The 19,610-nt window shown below is 70.8% G+C and carries 19 protein-coding genes; 13 read left to right on the top strand and 6 right to left on the bottom strand.

The genetic code is table 11. The annotated features are described in order from the left end of the window. Window positions 1-66 precede the first annotated feature (66 nt). Window positions 67-1,554 carry a glycosyltransferase family 2 protein gene (locus KGD84_RS01280; protein ID WP_220564298.1) on the bottom strand — a complete coding sequence of 496 codons (1,488 nt, stop codon included), beginning with the start codon at window positions 1,552-1,554 and terminating at the stop codon, window positions 67-69. A 394-nt stretch (window positions 1,555-1,948) separates the two neighbouring features. Here KGD84_RS01280 and KGD84_RS01275 point away from each other — a divergent pair, with 394 nt between their 5' ends. From KGD84_RS01275 to KGD84_RS01265, 3 genes are all read left to right on the top strand, one after another. Continuing rightward, window positions 1,949-2,650, top strand: a complete 702-nt coding sequence (locus KGD84_RS01275; protein WP_255647153.1) for a WbqC family protein — start codon at window positions 1,949-1,951, stop codon at window positions 2,648-2,650. Window positions 2,651-2,769: 119 nt separating this feature from the next. Then, window positions 2,770-3,483 (top strand): PIG-L deacetylase family protein, encoded by a 714-nt coding sequence (locus KGD84_RS01270; RefSeq protein WP_220564296.1) that lies wholly within the window; start codon window positions 2,770-2,772, stop codon window positions 3,481-3,483. A gap of 104 nt (window positions 3,484-3,587) precedes the next feature. Beyond that, a complete protein-coding gene (locus tag KGD84_RS01265) occupies window positions 3,588-4,571 on the top strand; it encodes an NAD-dependent epimerase/dehydratase family protein (protein WP_220564295.1) in 984 nt (327 codons plus the stop codon). A 309-nt stretch (window positions 4,572-4,880) separates the two neighbouring features. Here the strand turns inward: KGD84_RS01265 and KGD84_RS01260 are convergent, their stop codons facing one another. After that, the gene (locus KGD84_RS01260) at window positions 4,881-5,255 is read right to left on the bottom strand and encodes a DUF202 domain-containing protein (protein ID WP_220564294.1); all 375 of its coding nucleotides are present in this window, start codon (window positions 5,253-5,255) and stop codon (window positions 4,881-4,883) included. After that, window positions 5,252-5,614 (bottom strand): YidH family protein, encoded by a 363-nt coding sequence (locus tag KGD84_RS01255; protein WP_220564293.1) that lies wholly within the window; start codon window positions 5,612-5,614, stop codon window positions 5,252-5,254. The genes KGD84_RS01260 and KGD84_RS01255 overlap by 4 nt, the downstream gene beginning before the upstream one ends. Before the next feature lie 228 nt (window positions 5,615-5,842). On the opposite strand from KGD84_RS01255, the gene trxA reads away from it, so the two are divergent. The 7 genes from trxA to KGD84_RS01220 all read left to right on the top strand — a co-directional run bounded on the left by trxA (window position 5,843) and on the right by KGD84_RS01220 (window position 12,104). Further along, window positions 5,843-6,217, top strand: a complete 375-nt coding sequence (gene trxA, locus KGD84_RS01250) for a thioredoxin (RefSeq protein ID WP_220564292.1) — start codon at window positions 5,843-5,845, stop codon at window positions 6,215-6,217. A gap of 299 nt (window positions 6,218-6,516) precedes the next feature. Continuing rightward, window positions 6,517-7,389, top strand: a complete 873-nt coding sequence (gene pstB, locus KGD84_RS01245; RefSeq protein ID WP_220564291.1) for a phosphate ABC transporter ATP-binding protein PstB — start codon at window positions 6,517-6,519, stop codon at window positions 7,387-7,389. Window positions 7,390-7,447: 58 nt separating this feature from the next. Continuing rightward, a complete protein-coding gene (locus KGD84_RS01240) occupies window positions 7,448-8,233 on the top strand; it encodes a winged helix-turn-helix transcriptional regulator (RefSeq protein WP_220565451.1) in 786 nt (261 codons plus the stop codon). A 371-nt stretch (window positions 8,234-8,604) separates the two neighbouring features. Further along, on the top strand, window positions 8,605-9,696 hold the full coding sequence (pstS, locus tag KGD84_RS01235) for a phosphate ABC transporter substrate-binding protein PstS (protein WP_220564290.1): 1,092 nt from the start codon (window positions 8,605-8,607) through the stop codon (window positions 9,694-9,696). 164 nt (window positions 9,697-9,860) lie between these two features. Beyond that, complete coding sequence (gene pstC / locus KGD84_RS01230) at window positions 9,861-10,868, top strand: phosphate ABC transporter permease subunit PstC (RefSeq protein WP_220564289.1); 1,008 nt, start codon at window positions 9,861-9,863, stop codon at window positions 10,866-10,868. Beyond that, on the top strand, window positions 10,865-11,776 hold the full coding sequence (pstA, locus tag KGD84_RS01225; protein WP_220564288.1) for a phosphate ABC transporter permease PstA: 912 nt from the start codon (window positions 10,865-10,867) through the stop codon (window positions 11,774-11,776). Before pstC ends, pstA begins: the two co-directional genes overlap by 4 nt. Before the next feature lie 112 nt (window positions 11,777-11,888). After that, window positions 11,889-12,104 carry an EF-hand domain-containing protein gene (locus tag KGD84_RS01220; protein ID WP_220564287.1) on the top strand — a complete coding sequence of 72 codons (216 nt, stop codon included), beginning with the start codon at window positions 11,889-11,891 and terminating at the stop codon, window positions 12,102-12,104. Window positions 12,105-12,180: 76 nt separating this feature from the next. Here the strand turns inward: KGD84_RS01220 and KGD84_RS01215 are convergent, their stop codons facing one another. Further along, complete coding sequence (locus tag KGD84_RS01215; protein WP_220564286.1) at window positions 12,181-12,870, bottom strand: spermine/spermidine synthase domain-containing protein; 690 nt, start codon at window positions 12,868-12,870, stop codon at window positions 12,181-12,183. 239 nt (window positions 12,871-13,109) lie between these two features. On the opposite strand from KGD84_RS01215, the gene KGD84_RS01210 reads away from it, so the two are divergent. The 3 genes from KGD84_RS01210 to KGD84_RS01200 all read left to right on the top strand — a co-directional run bounded on the left by KGD84_RS01210 (window position 13,110) and on the right by KGD84_RS01200 (window position 16,001). After that, complete coding sequence (locus KGD84_RS01210) at window positions 13,110-15,326, top strand: carbon starvation CstA family protein (RefSeq protein ID WP_220564285.1); 2,217 nt, start codon at window positions 13,110-13,112, stop codon at window positions 15,324-15,326. A gap of 6 nt (window positions 15,327-15,332) precedes the next feature. Then, window positions 15,333-15,545, top strand: a complete 213-nt coding sequence (locus tag KGD84_RS01205; RefSeq protein WP_220564284.1) for a YbdD/YjiX family protein — start codon at window positions 15,333-15,335, stop codon at window positions 15,543-15,545. 69 nt (window positions 15,546-15,614) lie between these two features. Beyond that, window positions 15,615-16,001: a DoxX family protein gene (locus KGD84_RS01200; protein WP_220564283.1), complete on the top strand. Its 387-nt coding sequence runs from the start codon at window positions 15,615-15,617 to the stop codon at window positions 15,999-16,001. A 205-nt stretch (window positions 16,002-16,206) separates the two neighbouring features. On the opposite strand, the gene KGD84_RS01195 is transcribed toward KGD84_RS01200, so the two are convergent. Beyond that, a complete protein-coding gene (locus KGD84_RS01195; protein WP_220564282.1) occupies window positions 16,207-18,921 on the bottom strand; it encodes a hypothetical protein in 2,715 nt (904 codons plus the stop codon). Between the two features lie 160 nt (window positions 18,922-19,081). Beyond that, entirely contained in the window at window positions 19,082-19,594 is a 513-nt protein-coding gene (locus tag KGD84_RS01190) for a hypothetical protein (RefSeq protein WP_255646954.1), read from the bottom strand. Window positions 19,595-19,610: the final 16 nt, after the last annotated feature.

Genomic DNA, 19,610 nt, shown 5'->3' with positions numbered 1-19,610 from the left:
ACCGGCCGTCCCCGGGGTGCCACGTGCCGTCTCCCACACCGCGCGGCGCCCCCGCGCCGCACGGTGTCACTTCTTCGAGACGCGGTCGGGGCTGGCCCACCGGCCGTCCGACCGGGCGGTCCAGGCCCGCGGGATCATCCGGAGCGTGATGAAGGCGTCCACCACCCGGATCGGGAAGAACAGCAGCCCGTACACGAGGTACGACGGCCGCCGCCGGATCGCGGCCATGACGCAGGTGAGCATGTAGTCGGGGATGAGCAGGCCCATGGCCAGCGCCGTCAGCGGCAGGAACGCCGTGACCGCCGTGAACGACGTCCCCACGAGGGGCACCGACACGAACGCCTCCCCGGCGACGGTGCCGATCAGGACGAACACGGCGACGACCGTGGTCAGCAGCAGGATGACCGAGACCACCACGACCTCGAGGATGTACAGCCCGAGGAACACCCAGAACGTGCTGGGCCAGATCCCGTGTCTGCGCACCGTCTGCCAGAATCCCAGCGTCCACCGGCCCACCTGCTTGCGGTAGTCGGAGAACGTGAACGGGTCCTGGCTGTAGGCCTTGGTGTCCGGCCGCATCGAGATCCGCCCCAGGCGCTTGTGCTGCACCTCGAACGTCATGTTGAAGTCCTCGATGACCAGGCCCTCGGGGTTGACCTCGATCTCCCGCAGCGCCTCGCTGCGGTACACGCTGGCGAAGCCGGGGACGATGAACGACGCGTTGGTGCCGCGCCAGGTCTGCCCGAACCGCATGAAGTACTGGAGCATGAAGTACAGGCGGTCGCGGTAGGCGGAGATCATCCGGCCGACGAAGGTCCGCTCACGCGGCTTCCACTCCGACACCACGAACCCGGCGACGGCGGCGACCTTGGGGTCGCGCAGCTGGCGCCGCACCCCGTCGACGTACCCCTTGTCGAGCTCGGTGTCGGCGTCGAGGATGAGCACGCCGTCGTAGTTCTCGGTGAGCGCGAACTCCTCGATGACGGCCTCGATGGCCCCGGCCTTGCCGCGGTTGGTGAGCAGCTCCAGGACGTTGACGCCGGTCTTGGCGGCGATCTCGGCGGTGGAGTCCTTGGAGGAGTCCGACACGACGTAGATGTCCCACCGGGGGAACAGGCCCAGCGCCGAGCCAATGGCCCCGTGGATGACCGGTTCCTCGTTGTGGGCGGGGATGACCACGGCGATGGTGGCGTCCCGGGGGCCGTCCCCGGCCTCCGGGGCGTGATCGCCCTCGGTCCCGGCGTCCCCGGAGGGGCCGCCGGCGCCGACGAGGACGCGTTCGCGGGAGCGGACGGCCCGGCGTTCGTCGGCCGCGGCGCCGCGCCGCAGCACGGCGCGGACGGAGTCGTCCCCCAGGCGCAGCAGCCCGACGGCGGTCCAGAGCAGAAGGTTGGCGCCGAAGGCGAGCCACAGGAACACGTACCCGACGGGGCCGAGTCCGGCCGCGGCGGCCATGTCGGTCGCGAAGTCGAGCCAGAAGACGAAGAGCGCGGCGGCAAGTGCCAGGGCGATGAGCCCGATCAGCAGGCCGCCGACGAAACGCACGATACGCACAGCCTTGGGACCCCTCCCGAAAGTCAGCGGTTTCGGACCGACAATAACCCGCTAAGTCGGCGTTAGGTTGACGCCCTGCCACCTGGAGGGGTTCACCCGAGTTCGCGTCCTATGTAGGCCACGGAAATCGTATACACGGGCTTGCGTGAAGTGGTACCCATTAGAAGATATTTGAGATCGGGGACCGGGGGCGCACGCGCCGTCGGTTTATCCCCGGACGGCCCCGATACGCGGGGGCCCACGTGTTCCGAGACGGACGGAGACAAGGAGAGTGCCCGGCGTGATCGGCGACCCTGCTTCCCCATCACCCGATCCTGCTCCCGCCGCCTCGGATCGAGAACCCGGCTCCGGCCCGCTGACCGGCCGGGACACCTCCCCGGACCGGCGCGTCCGGGTGGCGGTCCACCAGCCGCACTACCTGCCCTGGCTGGGAACGGTCGACAAACTCGACCGTTGCGACCTCTTCGTCTTCCTCGACACGGTGCAGTTCGAGCGCCGCGGATGGCAGAACCGGAACTATGTGGCCGGACGTGGCCGCCCGGTGCTATTGACGGTTCCCGTGACCCAGGGCAGTCGAGACGACCGCATTCTGGACAAAGAGATTGACAACAACCAGAAATGGAGGGCAAAGCACCTCAAGGCACTGGCAGAACACTGTTACCCCAAGACGCCCTACTGGAACGAGTACAAGGAAGAAATCGCCCACCTGTACGAGACCGAGTGGGACGACCTCGCGACCCTGGCCATCGCCACGACGCGGATGGTGATGCGCGGATTCGGCATCGACACGCCGGTCCTGCGCGCGAGCGAGATCGGTGACTTCCCCGGCCGCAAGACCGAGCTGCTGGCCCAGATCTGCGCGAAGACCGGAGCGGACGTCCTGCTGTCCGGCGACGGGGCCCGGGGCTACCTCGACCCGCAGATCCTGCTCCGCTACGGGATCGACGTCGAGTGGCAGGGGTTCCGGCACCCGGTCTACCGCCAGCACCAGCGGGAGCCCGAGGACTTCGCCCCCCGGCTGTCGGCGATCGACCTGCTGCTCAACGCGGGTCCGGACGCCCTGGAGATCCTCCGTCGGGCGAGAGCACAGAGCTGATCTCACACGAGCCGATCTCCCCGTGGCGGCACCGCGGCCGCCGTGTCACCCGGGGCACCCCGCAGCCGTACCGCTCGCGGGCGCGCGCCCCAACACTCGGTAAAGGACGGGAAACCAGCATGACGACGGACTGGTCCCAGGAACGCATCCTGGTCTTCGCACCACACCCGGACGACGAGACGCTCGGCTGCGGCGGCCTCATGAGCAAGGCCAAGGCCGAGGGCGCCGAGGTCTTCGTGCAGTTCATGACCGTCGGGGACACCGCAGACCAGTCGCCGAAGGGTTTCTCCACCGCGGAGGAGCGCTACGCGGAGATCAAGAAGGTCGCCGACCACTTCCGCTGGGACGACTGGCACATGGCGCTGCCCGGCGACGAGTACCACCTGAGACTGGACGCCGTCCCCCGCGTGGAGCTCACCCAGATCATCGAGAGCACCAGCCCGCTGGCCGTCTCGCGGCTGCGGCCGACCGTGGTCATCGCCCCCCACCGGACCAGCTACAACCAGGACCACCAGGCCACGGCCGAAGCGGTGCACACCGCCCTGCGCCCGTCCGACAGGGAGCTGCGCCACCACCCCCGCCTGGTGCTCGCCTACGAGGAGGCCGCCGACCAGTGGCGGCTGGAGCAGGCGCCCTCGCCCAACCTCATCGTGGAACTGTCCGAGAAGGAGGTGGGGGACAAACTCCTCGGCATGGAGCTGTACGGGTCGCAGAGCCACCGGCACCCGCACACCCGCTCGGAGTTGACCCTGCGCAGCCTGGCCGTCCTACGGGGCATGCAGGCCGGCGTCGCCTTCGGCGAGGGCTTCCACATCCTGCGCTGTCTGGCCTGAGCGGCGCCGGGCCCCGCCCCGGCACCGGAACCCCCCACCCATCCCATTTCGCGTCATCTCCCCAGTGAAGAAACAAGTCAACGCCTGAAAATGGAGGGGAAACCATGAAGGCTGTGGTCACCGGAGGAGCCGGCTTCATCGGCTCCCACCTGTGCGACCGCCTCGTCGCACAGGGGCACGAGGTGGTCGTCCTGGACGACCTTTCGACCGGGTCCCTACAGAACCTGGTCCAACTGGAGGGCTCACCCGGGTTCCGCTTCGTACAAGGGGACATCCTGGACCGGGACCTGGTCGACGACCTGGTCTCGCACGCCGACACGGTGTTCCACCTGGCCGCGGCGGTGGGCGTCTACAACATCGTCGACGCGCCGCTGAGGTCGCTGCGGATCAACCTGCACGGCACCGAGAACGTGGTGGAGGCCGCGGTCCGCCACCGGGTGCCCTACATGGTCGCGTCCACCAGCGAGGTCTACGGCAAGAACGACGCCGACGGGCTCAAGGAGGACGACGACCGGATCTACGGCTCGCCGACCAAGAGCCGCTGGTCCTACGCCGCGGCCAAGGGGCTGGACGAGCTGGTGGCCTACGTGCACGGCTCCGAGTCCGGCGTCCCGTGCGTGATCACCCGCTTCTTCAACGTGGTGGGGCCCCGCCAGACCGGCCGCTACGGCATGGTCGTGCCCCGGTTCGTCGACCAGGCGCTCGCGGGCCGGCCCATCACCGTCTACGGCACCGGGACGCAGCGCCGCTGCTTCGGCTCGGTGTTCGACGTGGTGCCCGGCATGCTGGAGCTGATGGACACCCCGGCGGCCTACAACCGGGCGGTCAACCTGGGCGGGCACGAGGAGGTGTCCATCAAGGGGCTGGCCGACCGCGTCGTGGAGCTGACCGGCTCGGACAGCGAGATCGTCTACATCGACTACGACGAGGCCTACGGCGAGGGCTACGAGGACATGCAGCGCCGCTACCCCGACACCTCGCTGGCCAAGGACCTGATCGGCTACGAGCCGACCCGCGACCTCAACGCCATCATCAACTCGATCGTGGAGCACCGCCGGGCGCAGGCCACCGTCCCGCAGCCCGCCTAGCACCGGCCCGCTCCCGCCCGGACCGGGTCCGGAGCGGACGCCTCCCGCCTCTCGCCCGCCGAGGGCGTCCCACTCCATCCCCGCTCATGGAGACCTCCCCGCCGAGGGGGTCCGCTCTCCCCCCTGCCCCGGGGAGACGGCAGAGACGACGGCGCCCCGCAGGGGGCGGCGACCGCCCGTACCGTGCGAACACGATCGTCCGCCCGCAGGCGCGGGCCCCGGCCCTCCGGGACCGGCGGCCGACCGCGGTGCGGACGGGCCGTGACGGTGGCCCCTCCCGCCGGGACCCCGTCCGGTCCGGGGACACGGTCAGCCGGCGAGCACCGCCGCGATCTGGACGAGGGCCAGCACCAGGACGGACGCGCACAGCAGGACCATGGCCCAGGGCGCGGACACCGCGCGCGGCGGCCCGCCGGTGCCGGCGGGATCGCGCAGGCCCTCGCGGCTGCGGCGCCAGCGCAGCCACAGGTGCAGGCCCACGATGGCGGCGACGAACAGGAAGGCGATCATCAGCGCCATCCGGACCACGGGCGGCGCCTGGGGGATCGGGTTCGCCCCGGTGGTCAGCTCGCCGCGCAGGAACAGCAGCCCCACCACCACCAGCAGGATCAGGGTGCGCTGCCACGCGAGCAGGGTGCGCTCGGGCTGTAGGCCCGGGTCCTCCCGGTCGATCGGGTTGCTCACAACAGATGCCCCAAAAGCACCACCAGGCACACCAGCCCCACCGCGAACGTGGTCAGCAGCGGCAGCACGCTCATCCTCAGGGTGCCGCCGTCGCGCATGATGCGCTGGACCCGGTACCAGCGCATCGGGGCGTAGACGGTGATGACCGCGGCCAGGACGGCCAGGGTCAGGCCGACCACCGTGCGCGGCCCCGCGTCCCAGCCCAGGGGGAGCAGGTGCAGGACGGCCACCGCTCCGGCCAGCAGGGCCAGCGCGGTGCGCACCCAGGCGAGGAAGGTGCGCTCGTTGGCCAGGGTGAAGCGGTAGTCGACGGGGTCTCCACCCTCTTTGGTGTCCGCGTCGGCCGTGTCAGCACCCATCGGAGTCCCCCTCTTCTCTCCTGTCCCGCCACCGTAGCCCCATCTTCACTTTCCACCCAAACAGGTATTGACCACGTGTTGTGTAGGAAACTTCCAGTTCAGTCCGGACTCCGGGTACTCCCTGCGAGCATGTGGAACAAACGAGTGGGCACGATCGCTGTAGTCCACCAAGAGGAGGACGGCCCGGTCCGACCGGTCCGTCCGACACCGACAGATGCAGGAGATTCCGTGGCCACCGTCGAACTCACCAAGGACAACTTCGCGGACACGCTGAAGGACAACGACTTCGTCCTCATCGACTTCTGGGCGGACTGGTGCGGTCCCTGCCGGCAGTTCGCCCCGGTCTTCGAGCAGTCCTCGGTGAAGAACGCCGACATCGTGCACGCCAAGGTGGACACCGAGGCCCAGCGCGAGCTGGCCTTCGAGTTCAAGATCCAGTCCATCCCGACCCTGATGATCGTGCGGGACCAGACCGTCATCTACAGCGAGCCGGGCGCCCTGCCGTCGGAGGCGCTGGAGAGCCTGATCACCCAGGCCCGCGAGCTGGACATGGAAGAGGTCAGGCAGAAGATCGCCGAGCAGTCCGGCGAAGCGGGCGCCTGACCGGGCGGCCCCGCGCAGAGCACCGGTGCCCCGGCCCAGCGGCCGGGGCACCGCCGTGTCCGGACCCCTCCGGCCGCTCACCAGGCCGGATCCGGCTCCGCGGAACCGATCCGTGCGGTTCGGTGACCGGTGGGCAACGGTCCGCGTCATCACACATCCGAGTCCACCGCCCACGTTCATCCGTGCCACGGGGATCGTTCACCGTCACTTCACCCGGACATATTTGCATGGGTTCGACCGCGCCCCGGCGGTTCACCCCCCATGAGCCCGCAAGCACCGTCCGACCCGGAAGTGGCACCATGTCCATCAGCAACACCGCGTCCACTCGTGGCACCGACTCCGGTCGCGGAGTCGCCCCCGACACCGTCCGGTACAACCGCGAGGTGCCCGGGCTGGGAGACCCCGTCTTCGACGTCTCCGGCCTCTCCATCTACTACGGCTCCAACAAGGCCGTGCGCGACGTCGACCTCAAGGTCGGCCCGCGCCAGATCACCGCGATGATCGGCCCCTCCGGCTGCGGCAAGAGCACGGTGCTGCGGACGCTCAACCGGATGAACGACCTCATCCCCGGCGCCCGCGTCGAGGGCAGGGTCGAGTACCACGGCGAGGACCTGTACGCCCCGCACGTCGACCCCATCGAGGTCCGCCGGCGCATCGGGATGGTCTTCCAGAAGCCCAACCCGTTCCCCAAGTCGATCTACGACAACGTCGCCTACGGACCCCGCATCAACGGCATGCGCGGCAACATGGACGACCTGGTCGAGGAGACCCTCACCAAGGCCGCCCTGTGGGACGAGGTCAAGGACAAGCTCAAGGAGAGCGCCTTCGCCCTCTCCGGCGGCCAGCAGCAGCGCCTCTGCATCGCGCGGACCGTCGCGGTGAACCCCGAGGTCATCCTCATGGACGAGCCGTGCTCGGCACTGGACCCGATCGCCACGCTCAAGATCGAGGACCTGATGTACGAGCTGGCGGCCGAGTACACGATCGTCATCGTCACCCACAACATGCAGCAGGCCGCGCGCGTCTCCGACCGCACCGCGTTCTTCACCGCGGGCGTCGACGAGAAGGGCGAGCGCTACGGCAGCCTGGTGGAGTTCGACGAGACCGCCACCATCTTCAGCAAGCCGGCCGACCAGCGCACCGAGGACTACATCTCCGGCCGCTTCGGCTGATCGGAAAGCCCCGCAGACCTCTTCGACACGCCCTCCCCGACGAAGTGGAACCATGACCATGACCGCGCTCCCCGCCTCCACGTCCGTCCCCCGTCCCGCGGGCGCCCCGGACGACGCGGTGGAGCGCGCGGAAGGCCCGCTGCGGGTCCTGCTGGTGGAGCCGGAGTCGGAGCAGTCGCACCAGCTGGTGCTCTCGCTCAGCGGCCACGACGTGGACATCACCGTGTGCGTCGACGGGGCCGAGGCCCTGCTGCGGGTGGGGCTGCTGCGCCCGGACACGATCGTCACCAGCGCCACCCCGCCCGAGGTCGACCTGGAGACGCTGGTGCGGGTGACCCGGCGCGCGACCGACATCCCGATCCTCATCGGAGTGGGCCCCGGCGACTCCCAGCGCGCGCTGCGCGCGCTGGCCGCCGGGGCCACCGCCTGCGTCAACCGGCCCTACCGCATCCCGGAGCTGGCCGCGCTGCTGCGCGGCTCGCTGCCGGGGGTGGACGGCCACCACTCCCTGGAGCACGTCTCCGGCCCCGGCACGTCGCTGCGCTCGGGCGCCCTGGAGCTGGACGCCCTGGGGCACCGGCTGTTCGTGGACGGCCATCCGGTGGACCTGGCGCTTCGGGAGTTCGGGATCATGGACTTCCTGCTGCGCCACCACGGCCGGGTGGTCAGCCGCGAGGAGCTGTGGACCGAGGTCTGGCACAAGCCGCTGCCCCCGGTGAACAACACCATCGCCGTGCACATCCGCCGGCTGCGCCACAAGCTGGGTGACTCCGAGGCCCGTCCGAGGTTCATCCACACCGTGCGCGGAATCGGCTACCGATTGGACACTGCGAACGGCGGATAAGCATGCTCTGAACTTTCTCCAAGGGTCCCCCGGCACGTCCGGGGCGACCCCTTGTTCATGTTCGCGTCACTTCTCTCGAAGACGCACGCGAAAGTGAATGATCGAAAAATCCCCAATATCGGCGCGATGACCCCGCACTCCCCGCTCTACTTGGCATACCCGCAGGTCATCACAGTGGGATTCGCCACGGCGACACCCCGGACACAGAACCATCACACGCCGCTCGTTACCGGAATGTGACCACCATTCACCCTCCATTCACCCGACTTCCACCGAAGGTCTGCCATTTCGATGGCGACACGACTTTCTCCGCGTTTAACGTCGTTTCACGTCAGCCCCGACAGCGGTGATTCAACGAGGAGAACTTCGACATGCGCAACGGGCGTTCCAAGCTCGCCGTCCTGGCGGCCATCCCCCTGCTCGCCACTGCGTGCGGCGGCGGAGGCGACACCGGTGGTGACACCGGCGGTGACGCTGCCGCCGAGCAGCTCAGCGCTTCGCTGACCGGCGCGGGCGCCAGCTTCCCCGACCCGCTCTTCCAGGACCTGATCTACACCTACAACCAGGACGTCCAGCCCGGCGTCCAGATCAACTACCAGAGCGTCGGCTCCGGTGCCGGTGTGGAGCAGTTCCTGGAGCAGACCGTCGACTTCGGCTCCTCCGAGGAGCCCCTGGACGACGAGGACCTGGCCGCCGCCCAGGAGGCCCGCAGCTGCGAGGCCGTCCAGTTCCCGGTGGTCTTCGGCGCCGTGGTCATCGCGTTCAGCAACGAGGCCCTGGACGGCCTGGTCCTGGACGCCGAGACGATCGCCGGGATCTACTCCCGCGAGATCACCACCTTCGACGACCCGGCGATCGCCGAGCTCAACCCCGACATGGAACTGCCGAGCGACGAGATCATCCCGGTCCACCGCTCCGACAGCTCCGGCACCACCTACGTGTTCAGCCACTACCTGTCCACCGAGGTCGAGTCCTGGGCCGACGAGTACGGCGAGGGCAAGGAGCTCGACTGGGCCGACGGCCTGGTCGGCGGCCAGCAGAACGACGGCGTCACCCAGGGCATCACCCAGAACCCCGGCGGTATCGGCTACGTCAACCAGTCCTACGCCCAGGAGGCCGGACTGGCCGTCGCCCACATCGTGAACGAGGACGGCACCCCGATCGAGCCCACCCTGGAGGCCACCATGGCCGCCTCCGAGGAGGTCGAGGTCCCGGACAACTTCCAGTTCGCGATCGACAACGTCGGCGGTGACGGCTACCCGATCGCCGGCTCCAACTGGATCTTCACCTACACCTGCGGCTACGAGCAGGCCAACGCCGACGCGATCATCGACTTCTGGACCTGGGCGCTGACCGACCAGAGCGCCCGCGACCTCGCCGGCGAGCTGGGCTACGCCCCCCTGGGCGAGGCCCTGACCGACCGCGTCGTCGCCGAGCTGGAGAAGACCAACTCCGCCAACTAGCGCGGCCCCCTCCCCGAGGCGCGAGGTTCCCCTCCCCCTCCCGGAGACCCTCCGCGGCGGCCGGGCCGACCGGCCCGGCCGCCGCCCTTCCACCCCTCTTCCGCCCCGTGGTGCCGGGGCGGGGACGCTCTCCACTCCCCACGAAAGCCACAGAGGAGAAGCACATGTCCACCGAGGCCCCCGAGGCCCCGCAGGCCCCCGAGGACTCCCCACGGAGGACCTTGTCGGCCGGCAGAGGGCGCCTGGCCGACCCGATCTTCAAGTGGACGGTCGCCGCCTGCGGGACCGTCGTGCTGGTCATCCTGGCGCTGATGGTCGTCCGGACGACCACCGAGGCCTGGCCGGTGTTCGCCAAGGAGGGCTTCTTCGGCTTCCTCCTCGGGGAGGACTGGACGGCGGGCGGCTCCCGGACCGAGATCACCGGTACCTACGGCGCCTGGCCGTTCATCTACGGCACCCTGGTCACCGCGACCATCGCGATCGTCATCGCGCTGCCGCTGTCCATCATGGTCGCCGTCTACCTCACCCACATGGCCCCGCGCCGCATCGCCAAGCCGCTCTCCTACACGGTGGAGCTGCTGGCCGCGGTGCCCAGCGTCATCTTCGGCCTCTGGGGCCTGCACTGGTTCCTGCCGAACGTGATGCGGCCCTTCTTCGACCTGGTCGAGTCGACCCTGGGCTGGTTCTTCCTCTTCGAGGGCCCGGTGCGCGGCGTCGGCTACTTCCCCGCCGGGATCGTGCTGGCCATCATGATCCTGCCGATCATGACCGCCATCATCCGCGAGGTCATCGTGGTGCAGCCGCTGGAGCAGCAGATGGCCGGCTACGCGCTGGGCTCCACCCGGTGGGAGGTCATCACCAAGGTGGTGCTGCCCGCCAGCTTCTCCGGCATCGTCGCCGCGACCATGCTGGGCCTGGGCCGCGCCCTCGGCGAGACCATCGCCGTCCTGATGCTGATCGGCGGCTCCCAGTCCTGGGGCGCCAGCCTCTTCGGCGCCGGCAGCAGCATGGCCTCGCACATCGCCGCGACCTTCGGCGAGTCCTCGCCGGAGACCCGGACGGCGCTGATGGCGATCGGTGTCGCCCTCTTCCTCGTCACGATGATCATCAACGTCCTGGCCCGCGTCGTCGTGTGGCGCCTGGGGCAGTTCACGGGAGACGCCGCCGTATGAGCACCGCGACCACCACACCCCCGACCCCGGCGCAGCACGTCCCGCTGAGCGTGCGCCCGCCCGGCACCGGCTACCGGCGGTTCAAGAACCGCGCGGCCACGGTCGTCCTGACCGGCGCGATGATCCTCGCGATGATCCCGCTGTTCCTCATCATCTTCGAGGTCACCCGGCGCGGCATCGGCGTGGTGAACCTGGAGTTCTTCACCGCCACCGAGCCCCCGCCCCGGCGCGAGGGCGGCGGCTACGCCGCCGGGTTCTTCGGCACGCTGTACATCATGGCGCTGGCCGTCGCGATGTCGATCCCGTTCGGCATCGCCACCGCCGTGTACATCGTGGAGTTCGGCCCCAACCGCCTGACCGGCGCGATCCGGTTCTTCACCGACGTCATGACCGGCATCCCGTCGATCTTCGTGGGTCTGTTCGTCTACGGCCTGCTGGTGATCGGCTGGGGGGCGATGGGCTTCGGCACGTTCGTGGGCGCCGTCGCGATCGCGGTGATGATGCTGCCGATCGTCACACGCTCGGCGGAGGAGATGCTGCGGCTGGTCCCGGACGAGATCCGCAACGCCAGCTACGGCCTGGGCGCCCGCAAGTGGCAGACCATCGTCCACACGGTGCTGCCCGCCGCCGCCCCGGGCCTGACCACCGGCTCGATGCTGGCGATCGCCCGCGGTATCGGCGAGACCGCGCCGCTGCTGCTGACGGCGTTCGGCACCGGCATCATCGTCACCGCGTTCCAGGGCTCCCCCCAGGGCGCCGTGCCGATGCAGCTGTACCGCGGCGCGGCCCAGCCGTTCGAGGCGGGCATCGACCGCGCGTGGGGTGCGGCGCTGTGCCTGTTCCTGCTGGTGCTGCTGTTCACGGTCATCGCCCGCTGGATCGGCTCCCGGGCCTCGGTCGGCAAGTGACCTGAACACGCCCCCCGAACGAAGGGCCGCCCCGGTGCGAGAACCGCCCGGTGCGGCCCTTCGTCCTACCGGTAGCCTTTCCGCACCAACGGACCCCCGACTGGGAGAGACAATGCCCGAGACCTCCGAGTACGCCGCCACGTTCGCCCTCGTGGACGCCGACGGCGACGGCCGCATCACCGCCTCCGAGCTGGTCGCCCTCATGCGCAACCTCGGCGACGAGTGCACCGACGAGCAGGCCGCCGAAACGGTGAGCGCCATGGACTCCGACGGCGACTCCCGCATCTCCCTGGAGGAGTTCGCCCGCTTCATGTCCTCCCGCGGCTGAGGCCCCCGCCGTGCCCGCCCCCTGACCGCGGTCCCGGCGGCGGGCACGGCGTCCCGCGGCCGGAACCGCTCCGCGGTCAGGCCTCCCGGGCGAGGTAGACGGTGTCGGGGATGCTGTGGGCCACCGTCACCTCGATCGCCTCCACGTGGGTGAAGCGCTCGCGCAGCAGGGCCTCGAAGGACTCCACCGGGTTGGCGCTCCAGAACGCCAGCACCCCGCCCGGGGCCAACAGCCCCTTGAGCAGGTCCAGCCCCGCCGCCCGGTACAGCCGGCCGTTGGCCTCGGTCACGGTCCAGTCCGGGCCGTTGTCGGTGTCCAGGCAGATCGCGTCGTAGCGCTGCGGCCGCCCGGCCGCCGCCTCCGTCCAGGCGACGATGTCGGCGTTGTGCACCCGGCAGCGGGGGTCGCGGTGCACGTAGCCCGCGGCCTCGCCCAGTTCGCCGTCGTGCCAGGCGATGACCTGCGGCTCCAGCTCGACGACCTCCACCAGGGAGACCCGGGGGTCGTCCAGCGCCTCCCGCGCCGAGAAGCCCACCCCCAGGCCGCCGATGAGGACCCGCGCCCGGCCGCGCCCCCGCGGCAGCGCCGCCAGGCTCGCGCGCACCATCTCGCGCTCCGAGGTGCCGTCCCGGGTGTCCATGAGGAACACCCCGTTGCTGTAGATCTCGTAGTGCGCGCCCACCCGGCGCAGCACCAGGTCTCCGCCCGTCTCACCCGTGACGCGGGCGAGCGTCTCCTTCTCCTCCGCCACCTGTGGTGTCTCCATTCCGCCATTGTGCCCGCCCGCGCACCCACCGTGTCGGCCGGACCGGAAAGCCGTACGGGCAGGGCACGCGCGGTTCTCCCCACTTACCAGATGGTTTCGGGAAAGTTCCCAAAGTATTGAATCTGCAATGCAACCGATTCCTTTGTGACGCCCGCAACACGGGTAGGTCCTGCACGATTGTCGCGATATGGCTCCCGGATTCCTCCCCGGGTTCCCGACAGGTTAGAGAGAAGGATCAGATGTCCTCTGTTCCGGTCAATGGCAAGGCGGGGCCCCCGCCGGCGCCGGACAAGCCGAAGTGGACACCACAGAGCATCGCCGTCTGGGCCGGCGTCGCCCTCGTGGGAGCGGTCGCGTGGGGCGTGATCGCCATCGGCAGAGGCGAGGAGATCTCGGCCGCCTGGCTGATCTTCGCCGCGCTCGCCTCCTACGCCATCGCCTACCGCTTCTACGCACGGTTCATCCAGTACAAGGTGCTGATGGCCGACCCGACCCGGGCCACCCCGGCCGAGCGCCTCAACAACGGCGCCGACTACCACCCGACCGACCGCCGGGTGCTCTACGGCCACCACTTCGCCGCCATCGCCGGCGCCGGACCCCTCGTCGGCCCGGTCCTCGCGGCGCAGATGGGCTTCATGCCCGGCACCATCTGGATCATCCTGGGTGTGATCTTCGCGGGTGCCGTGCAAGACATGGTCGTGCTGTTCTTCTCCACCCGCCGCAACGGCCGCTCGCTCGGCCAGATGGCGCGCGAGGAGATCGGCCCGGTCGGCGGCATCGCCGCGCTCATCGCGGTGCTGTCCATCATGATCATCCTGCTGGCCGTGCTGGCCATGGTCGTCGTGAACGCCCTGGCCGAGTCGCCGTGGGGCGCGTTCTCGCTGATCATGACCATCCCCATCGCCCTGTTCATGGGCGTGTACCTGCGGTTCGTCAGGCCCGGCAAGGTCATGGAGACCTCCGCCATCGGCGTCGTCCTGCTGCTGCTGTCCATCGTCGGCGGCGGCTGGGTGGCCGAGCACGCGGTGCTGAGCGAGGTCTTCCTCTTCAGCAAGAACGAACTGACCATCGGCCTGATCGTCTACGGCTTCGTCGCCTCGGTGCTGCCCGTGTGGCTGCTGCTGGCGCCGCGCGACTACCTGTCGACCTTCATGAAGGTCGGCGTGGTCGTCCTGCTCGCGGTGTCCATCCTCATCGCGATGCCGTCGCTGCAGCTGCCGCGGTTCACCGAGTTCGCGTTCAACGGCCAGGGCCCCGTGGTGGCCGGGCCGCTGTTCCCGTTCGTGTTCATCACGATCGCCTGCGGTGCGCTGTCGGGATTCCACGCGCTGATCTCCTCGGGCACCACGCCCAAGCTCATCGAGAAGGAGACCCAGGTCCGCATGATCGGGTACGGCTCGATGCTCACCGAGTCGTTCGTGGCCGTCATGGCGCTGATCACCGCGTGCATCATCGACCCCGGCGTGTACTTCGCGATGAACATGCCGATGAACGCCCTGGGCGGCAGCGTGGAGTCCGCCGCGCAGACCGTCAGCCAGCTCGGCTTCACGGTGGACGCGGCGACGCTGCAGCAGATCGCGACGAACATCGGCGAGAGCGAGATCATCGCCCGGACCGGCGGCGCGCCGACGTTCGCGCTGGGTGCCGCGACGATCTTCTCCAACGTGTTCGGCGGCCAGGCCATGATGGCGTTCTGGTACCACTTCGCCGTCATGTTCGAGGCGCTGTTCATCCTCACCACCGTCGACGCCGGAACCCGCGTCGGCCGATTCATGCTCCAGGACACCCTGGGCAACGTGTACAAGCCGATGCGCGACACGAGCTGGCGGCCCGGCGCGTGGATCTGCAGCGCGCTGATCGTCGGCGGCTGGGGCTACTTCCTGTGGGCGGGCGTGAACGACCCGCTGGGCGGTATCAACCAGCTGTTCCCGCTGTTCGGCATCGCGAACCAGCTGCTGGCGGCGATCGCCCTGGCGGTGTGCACCACGCTGATCATCAAGTCCGGCAGGGCCAAGTACGCCTGGGTCACCCTGGTGCCGCTGGCCTGGGACGCGGTGGTCACCCTGACCGCGAGCTACCAGAAGGTGTTCTCCGACGACCCGAAGATCGGGTTCTTCGCCCAGCGCAGCCAGTTCTCCGAGGCGCTCGCCAACGGCGAGCCCGGGGTGGGCGCGGTGCAGGGCGAGGAGGCCATGCGCCAGGTGGTCGTGAACACGACGGTCCAGGGCACGCTGTCGGTGCTGTTCGCGCTGCTGGTGGTCATCATCCTGGCCGACTCGGTCCGGGTGTGGATCAAGGCGCTGCGCGCCCCGGAGGGCACGCTGCCCATCACCGAGATCCCGTACGAGAGGTCCAAGACCTGGGCCCCGGACGGGCTCATCCCGAGCCGTGAGGAGCGCGAGTACGCTCGGCAGCTGGAGAGCGTGGGCGGTTCCTCCGAGGAGAAGAAGGAGTAGCGGACGATGACGACGGGCTCGGCACTCGGTCCGAGGCTGCTGCACGGACTGCGCGAGGCGTGGCAGATCGCCCGCGGGGTCGTGGGCGAGCGGGCCTACGAGATCTACCTGGAGCACCACAACCGGGAGCACCCGGGCGAGGAGCCCATGAGCGAGCGCGTCTTCTGGCGCCACCACACGGACAAGGGCGACACGAATCCCGGGTCGCGCTGCTGCTAGGTGACGGGGGTCCCGGAGTCCGCTCCGGGGCCCTTCCGCGTTTTATGACCCGCGGGTAACTTAAGGGTCGTGACGAAGAACCCGCGCACGGCCGCCCCGTACGCCCTCGGCGGCCTGTTCCTGGCCTCGGCCGTACTGCACTTCATCGCCCCGAAGCCGTTCGAGGCGATCATGCCGCGCTCCCTGCCCGCGCCGCGCGCCTGGGTGTACGGCAGCGGCGTCGCCGAGGCCGCGTGCGGCCTGGGCCTGCTGACCCGCCGCCGCTGGGCGGGGCCGGCCGGCGCCGTCCTCCTCCTCGCCGTGTGGCCCGCCAACATCCGGATGGCCATGGACTCGGGCACGGGGCGCCTGCCCGGCCCGGCCGACAACCGCATCGTGGCCTGGGGGCGCGTCCCGCTCCAGATCCCGCTCATCTGGGCCGCGCTCCAGTCCCGCCCCGAGCCCCCGGCCTCCTAGGGCGTGTTCGGCGGATCATTCCGGGTCGCGGCCGCGAGGCCTCCTCTCGCCGCGCCGCCTGCGCTCGGACAGCCGAACCCGGGCTGACCCGCGCCGGCCGTCTTGCGAGAGATCGCCTCGCGGCCGCTCCCGGCATTCGGCGCAAGCGCCGAAACGCTCGAAAGCATCCACCGAACACGCCCTAGGGAGGCCGACGGTACGGCGGTCAGGACTTCCAGGACGGTCCCCACCCGCTGCTGTCGGAGACCCCCTCCGGCATGGGCTCCAGCAGCCCGGCGCCGGGCGGCTCACGGTCCGCCTCGGGTCCCGGAACGATCGACGGCTCCGCCTCGACCTCCCAGCGGTCCGCGGGAGGCGGCGGCACCAGCGAGGCTCCCGGAGGCGCGCTCGCCCCACCGCTCCCGAAGGCGTCCCACGTCCCCTGCGCACCGGTGGCCCCGGCCGACCCGCCGCCCACATCGGCGACCGGGCGACCACCCGAGCCGTCACCCGCCCCGGCCATATCGCCGTACCCGGGCGCGTCCGCGTACCCGGGAGCGCCGGCCCCAGCCGTGTCTCCGTACGCACCAGAGGTCCCAGCGGCACCACCATGCCCAGGACCACCGTGCCCGGAAGCACCGTGTGCATCCGAGGCCCCGGTCACATCTCCATAGCCAGAGGCCCCGTGCCCACCAGAGGCCCCAGCGATGTCTCCATACCCGGAAGCACCGGGCGCACCCGCACCGCCAACACCACCATGGCCAGAGCCACCATAAGCACCAGAGGTCCCAGCCGCGCCCGGGGCACCAGAGCCACCACTATGCCCGGACGCACCATGGCTACCAGAAGCACCGGCCGCATCCGCGTAGCCGGAGGCACCGTGTGCCCCGGGCGCATCCGCGTAGCCAGAGGTCCCAGGCGCACCGGCCGCGCCGCCATGCCCAGGACCACCGTGCCCACCAGACGCACCAGCCACATCTGCGTACCCAGAGGCCCCGGGCACACCGCCATGCCCGGGGGCACCGTGTCCACCAGAGACCCCGGCCGGCTCTCTGTACCCGGAGGTGCCATGTGCCCCGGCCGCACCACCGTGTCCAGAGGCCCCAGACGCATCCGCGTACCCGGAGGCGCCATGTGCCCCGGACGCACCACCGTGCCCGGGAGCACCGTGTCCACCAGAGGCCCCAGCGGTGTCTCCGTACCCGGAAGCACCGGGCACATCCGCGTACCCGGAGGACCCGTGCGCACCGCCATGCCCAGGGGCACCGTGTGCCCCGGCCGCATCGGCCGCATCCGCGTACCCGGAGGCGCCTTGTGCCCCGGACGCACCGCCGTGCCCGGGGGCGCCGTGTCCACCAGAGACCCCGGCCGGGTCTCCGTATCCGGAAGCACCGGGCGCGCCCGCGCCGCCGGCACCGCCATGGCCGGAGTCACCGTACGCACCAGAGGTCCCAGCCGCGCCCGAGGCACCGGCGACACCACCGTGCCCGTGGGCACCCGGGGCCCCGGCCGCAGGCGTCCAGCCGCCCGGGACATCGCCGGCCCCCGGCGCACCAGGAGCACCGTGCCCACCAGGGGCCCCGGCCGTATCCGCGTACCCGGGAGCGCCATGAGCACCGGTGGCACCGCCATGCCCGAAGGCACCGTGCGCACCGGAGGCACCGGCAGCTCCTCCGGGTCCGCCGTGGCCGTGGGAGCCGGAGTCGCCCTCGTACGCCCCGGCGTTGTGCGCGCCGGAGGCGCCCGAGGCGCCGACCGCGTTCCAGGAGCCGTCGGCGTCGCGGGGGTCGGGACGGCCCGGAGCCGGCGCCGCGTCGGCGGGGCTCCAGTCCTCCGGCGGCACATCCACCACCGGGGACGTCTCCTCCTGGCTCTGCACCAGGGGGTGCACGACGGTGCCCGCCGGGTGCACCCGCCCCCACCAGGCGGCGGCCTCGTCGCGCCCCAGCTCCTCCTCGACCCGCAGCCACCCCGGGATGTGCGGGTGGCGGCGGCCGGTCCGCCAGGTGTGCTTGAGGGAGATCGGCTCCAGCACCAGCACCCGCTCGCCGTCGACGACCGGCACCGATCCCGGCGTCGCCTCGTTGCCCACCCACATGCCGTCGCCGCCGACCAGGTCCCACTCGCCCTCGACGATCGACAGCCGCGGGTCGTCGCGCAGGTCGGTGGCGGACGCCACCCAGTCCGGCATCGGCCGCTGCCCCGGCACGCCCCGGCCCTCCGGGCCGATGAGCGCGTCGGCCAGCAGCGTGTGCAGCTGGAAGTTGTCCCCCACCCCGTCGAAGCGCACCCGGAACGCGCGCCCCGACGCCCGGTCCAGGACGAGCATCCGGTCGGCCTCGGCCATCAGCAGCAGCTCGTACACCTCGCCGAACTCCTCGACGTGGCGGCGCATCCGGGAGGACAGCGCCTGCAGCTCGGCGAGCCCCCGCGGGTCCTGGCGCAGCGCGGCGCGCACCTCGGCGTCGCCCAGCACGGCGCGGATCGCGATCCCGTACGGCTGCATGGTCGCCCACGAGGCGAGCGAGTACATGTCGGCGTCGCCGAGCACCGGGGTCACCCGCGCCCGGTGCGACTCGCCGGTCTCCCGCGGGTGCGGCGGGTCGTCCTCGCCCGTCGACTCCCAGGCGTCCGCGAAGCGCAGCGCCTGCGCGCCGATCTCCCGCGCGCGCCGGGTGATCTCGACTCCGGCGGGCCCGGCCGGGGTCCCCACCTCGACGAGGGCTCCGCACAGCACCGCCAGGTCGGCGACGGCCCCCAGGGCGATCCGCTCCGGCGTGCGGAGACGTTCGGCGATGGCCGCGAGCGCTGCGGCCCGCTCCTCGACGGGAACGTGCCCGGCCAGCTGGAACAGCGTTCCGGCGAGCGGTAGAACCTCGTGGGGCCGCGACTGGGCGGCCTCGACGACGTCGGCGACGGCGCGGCGGAAGTCTTCGATCATTCGGGCATCGTGACACAGTCCTCCGTCAGTGCCGGAGTCCTCCCCCGGAAACGACCACCTTCGGCCACGGGGGATCACCGTGGACGAACAGCGCGTGAACACCATCAAACCGACGGACGACAGGTTCAGGTGCGTCCGAAACCCCGTCCCACCCGGGCCTTCAGGCCGCCACCGCCGTCCGCGGCCGGGTCGCCAGCCGGGCGAATCCGCAGATCCAGCCCAGTGTCGAACCCCACAGCAACCCCGTGACCAGCCCGCCCGCGAGCATCGCGTACCACCCGACGGGGCCCAGCCCCATCTCCCAGGCGGGCAGCAGGGCGCGCGGCGCACCGGCGGCCGCCGCCCCGAGGGCGAACGCGCCCCACCCCGCCAGGAACGCCCGGACGGCGGAGGCGTCGGGGCGGCGCGCCACGGACCGCGCCGTCGCCCACCACACCACGGCGGCGAGCACGGCCACCCCGGCCAGCTCGGCGGCGAGCGCCGACCAGGGCTGTTCGCCCAGCGGCACGAACCGCAGCCCGGGCACGGCGAACGGCGCCCCCAGGGCGCTGGGCAGCAGCAGCCATGCGCCCCGCGCGCCCAGCCAGGTGAGGAAGCCGGTGGTGCCGAACAGCAGGCACGGCAGCAGCGCGGCGGCGGAGGTGGCCGCCGGGATATTGCGAATAAGATTCACGTTTTGCAGGATAGTG

This window comes from Nocardiopsis changdeensis (genome assembly GCF_018316655.1).
Lineage (GTDB): Bacteria > Actinomycetota > Actinomycetes > Streptosporangiales > Streptosporangiaceae > Nocardiopsis > Nocardiopsis changdeensis.
This window is presented reverse-complemented; position numbering and strand designations above follow the sequence as displayed.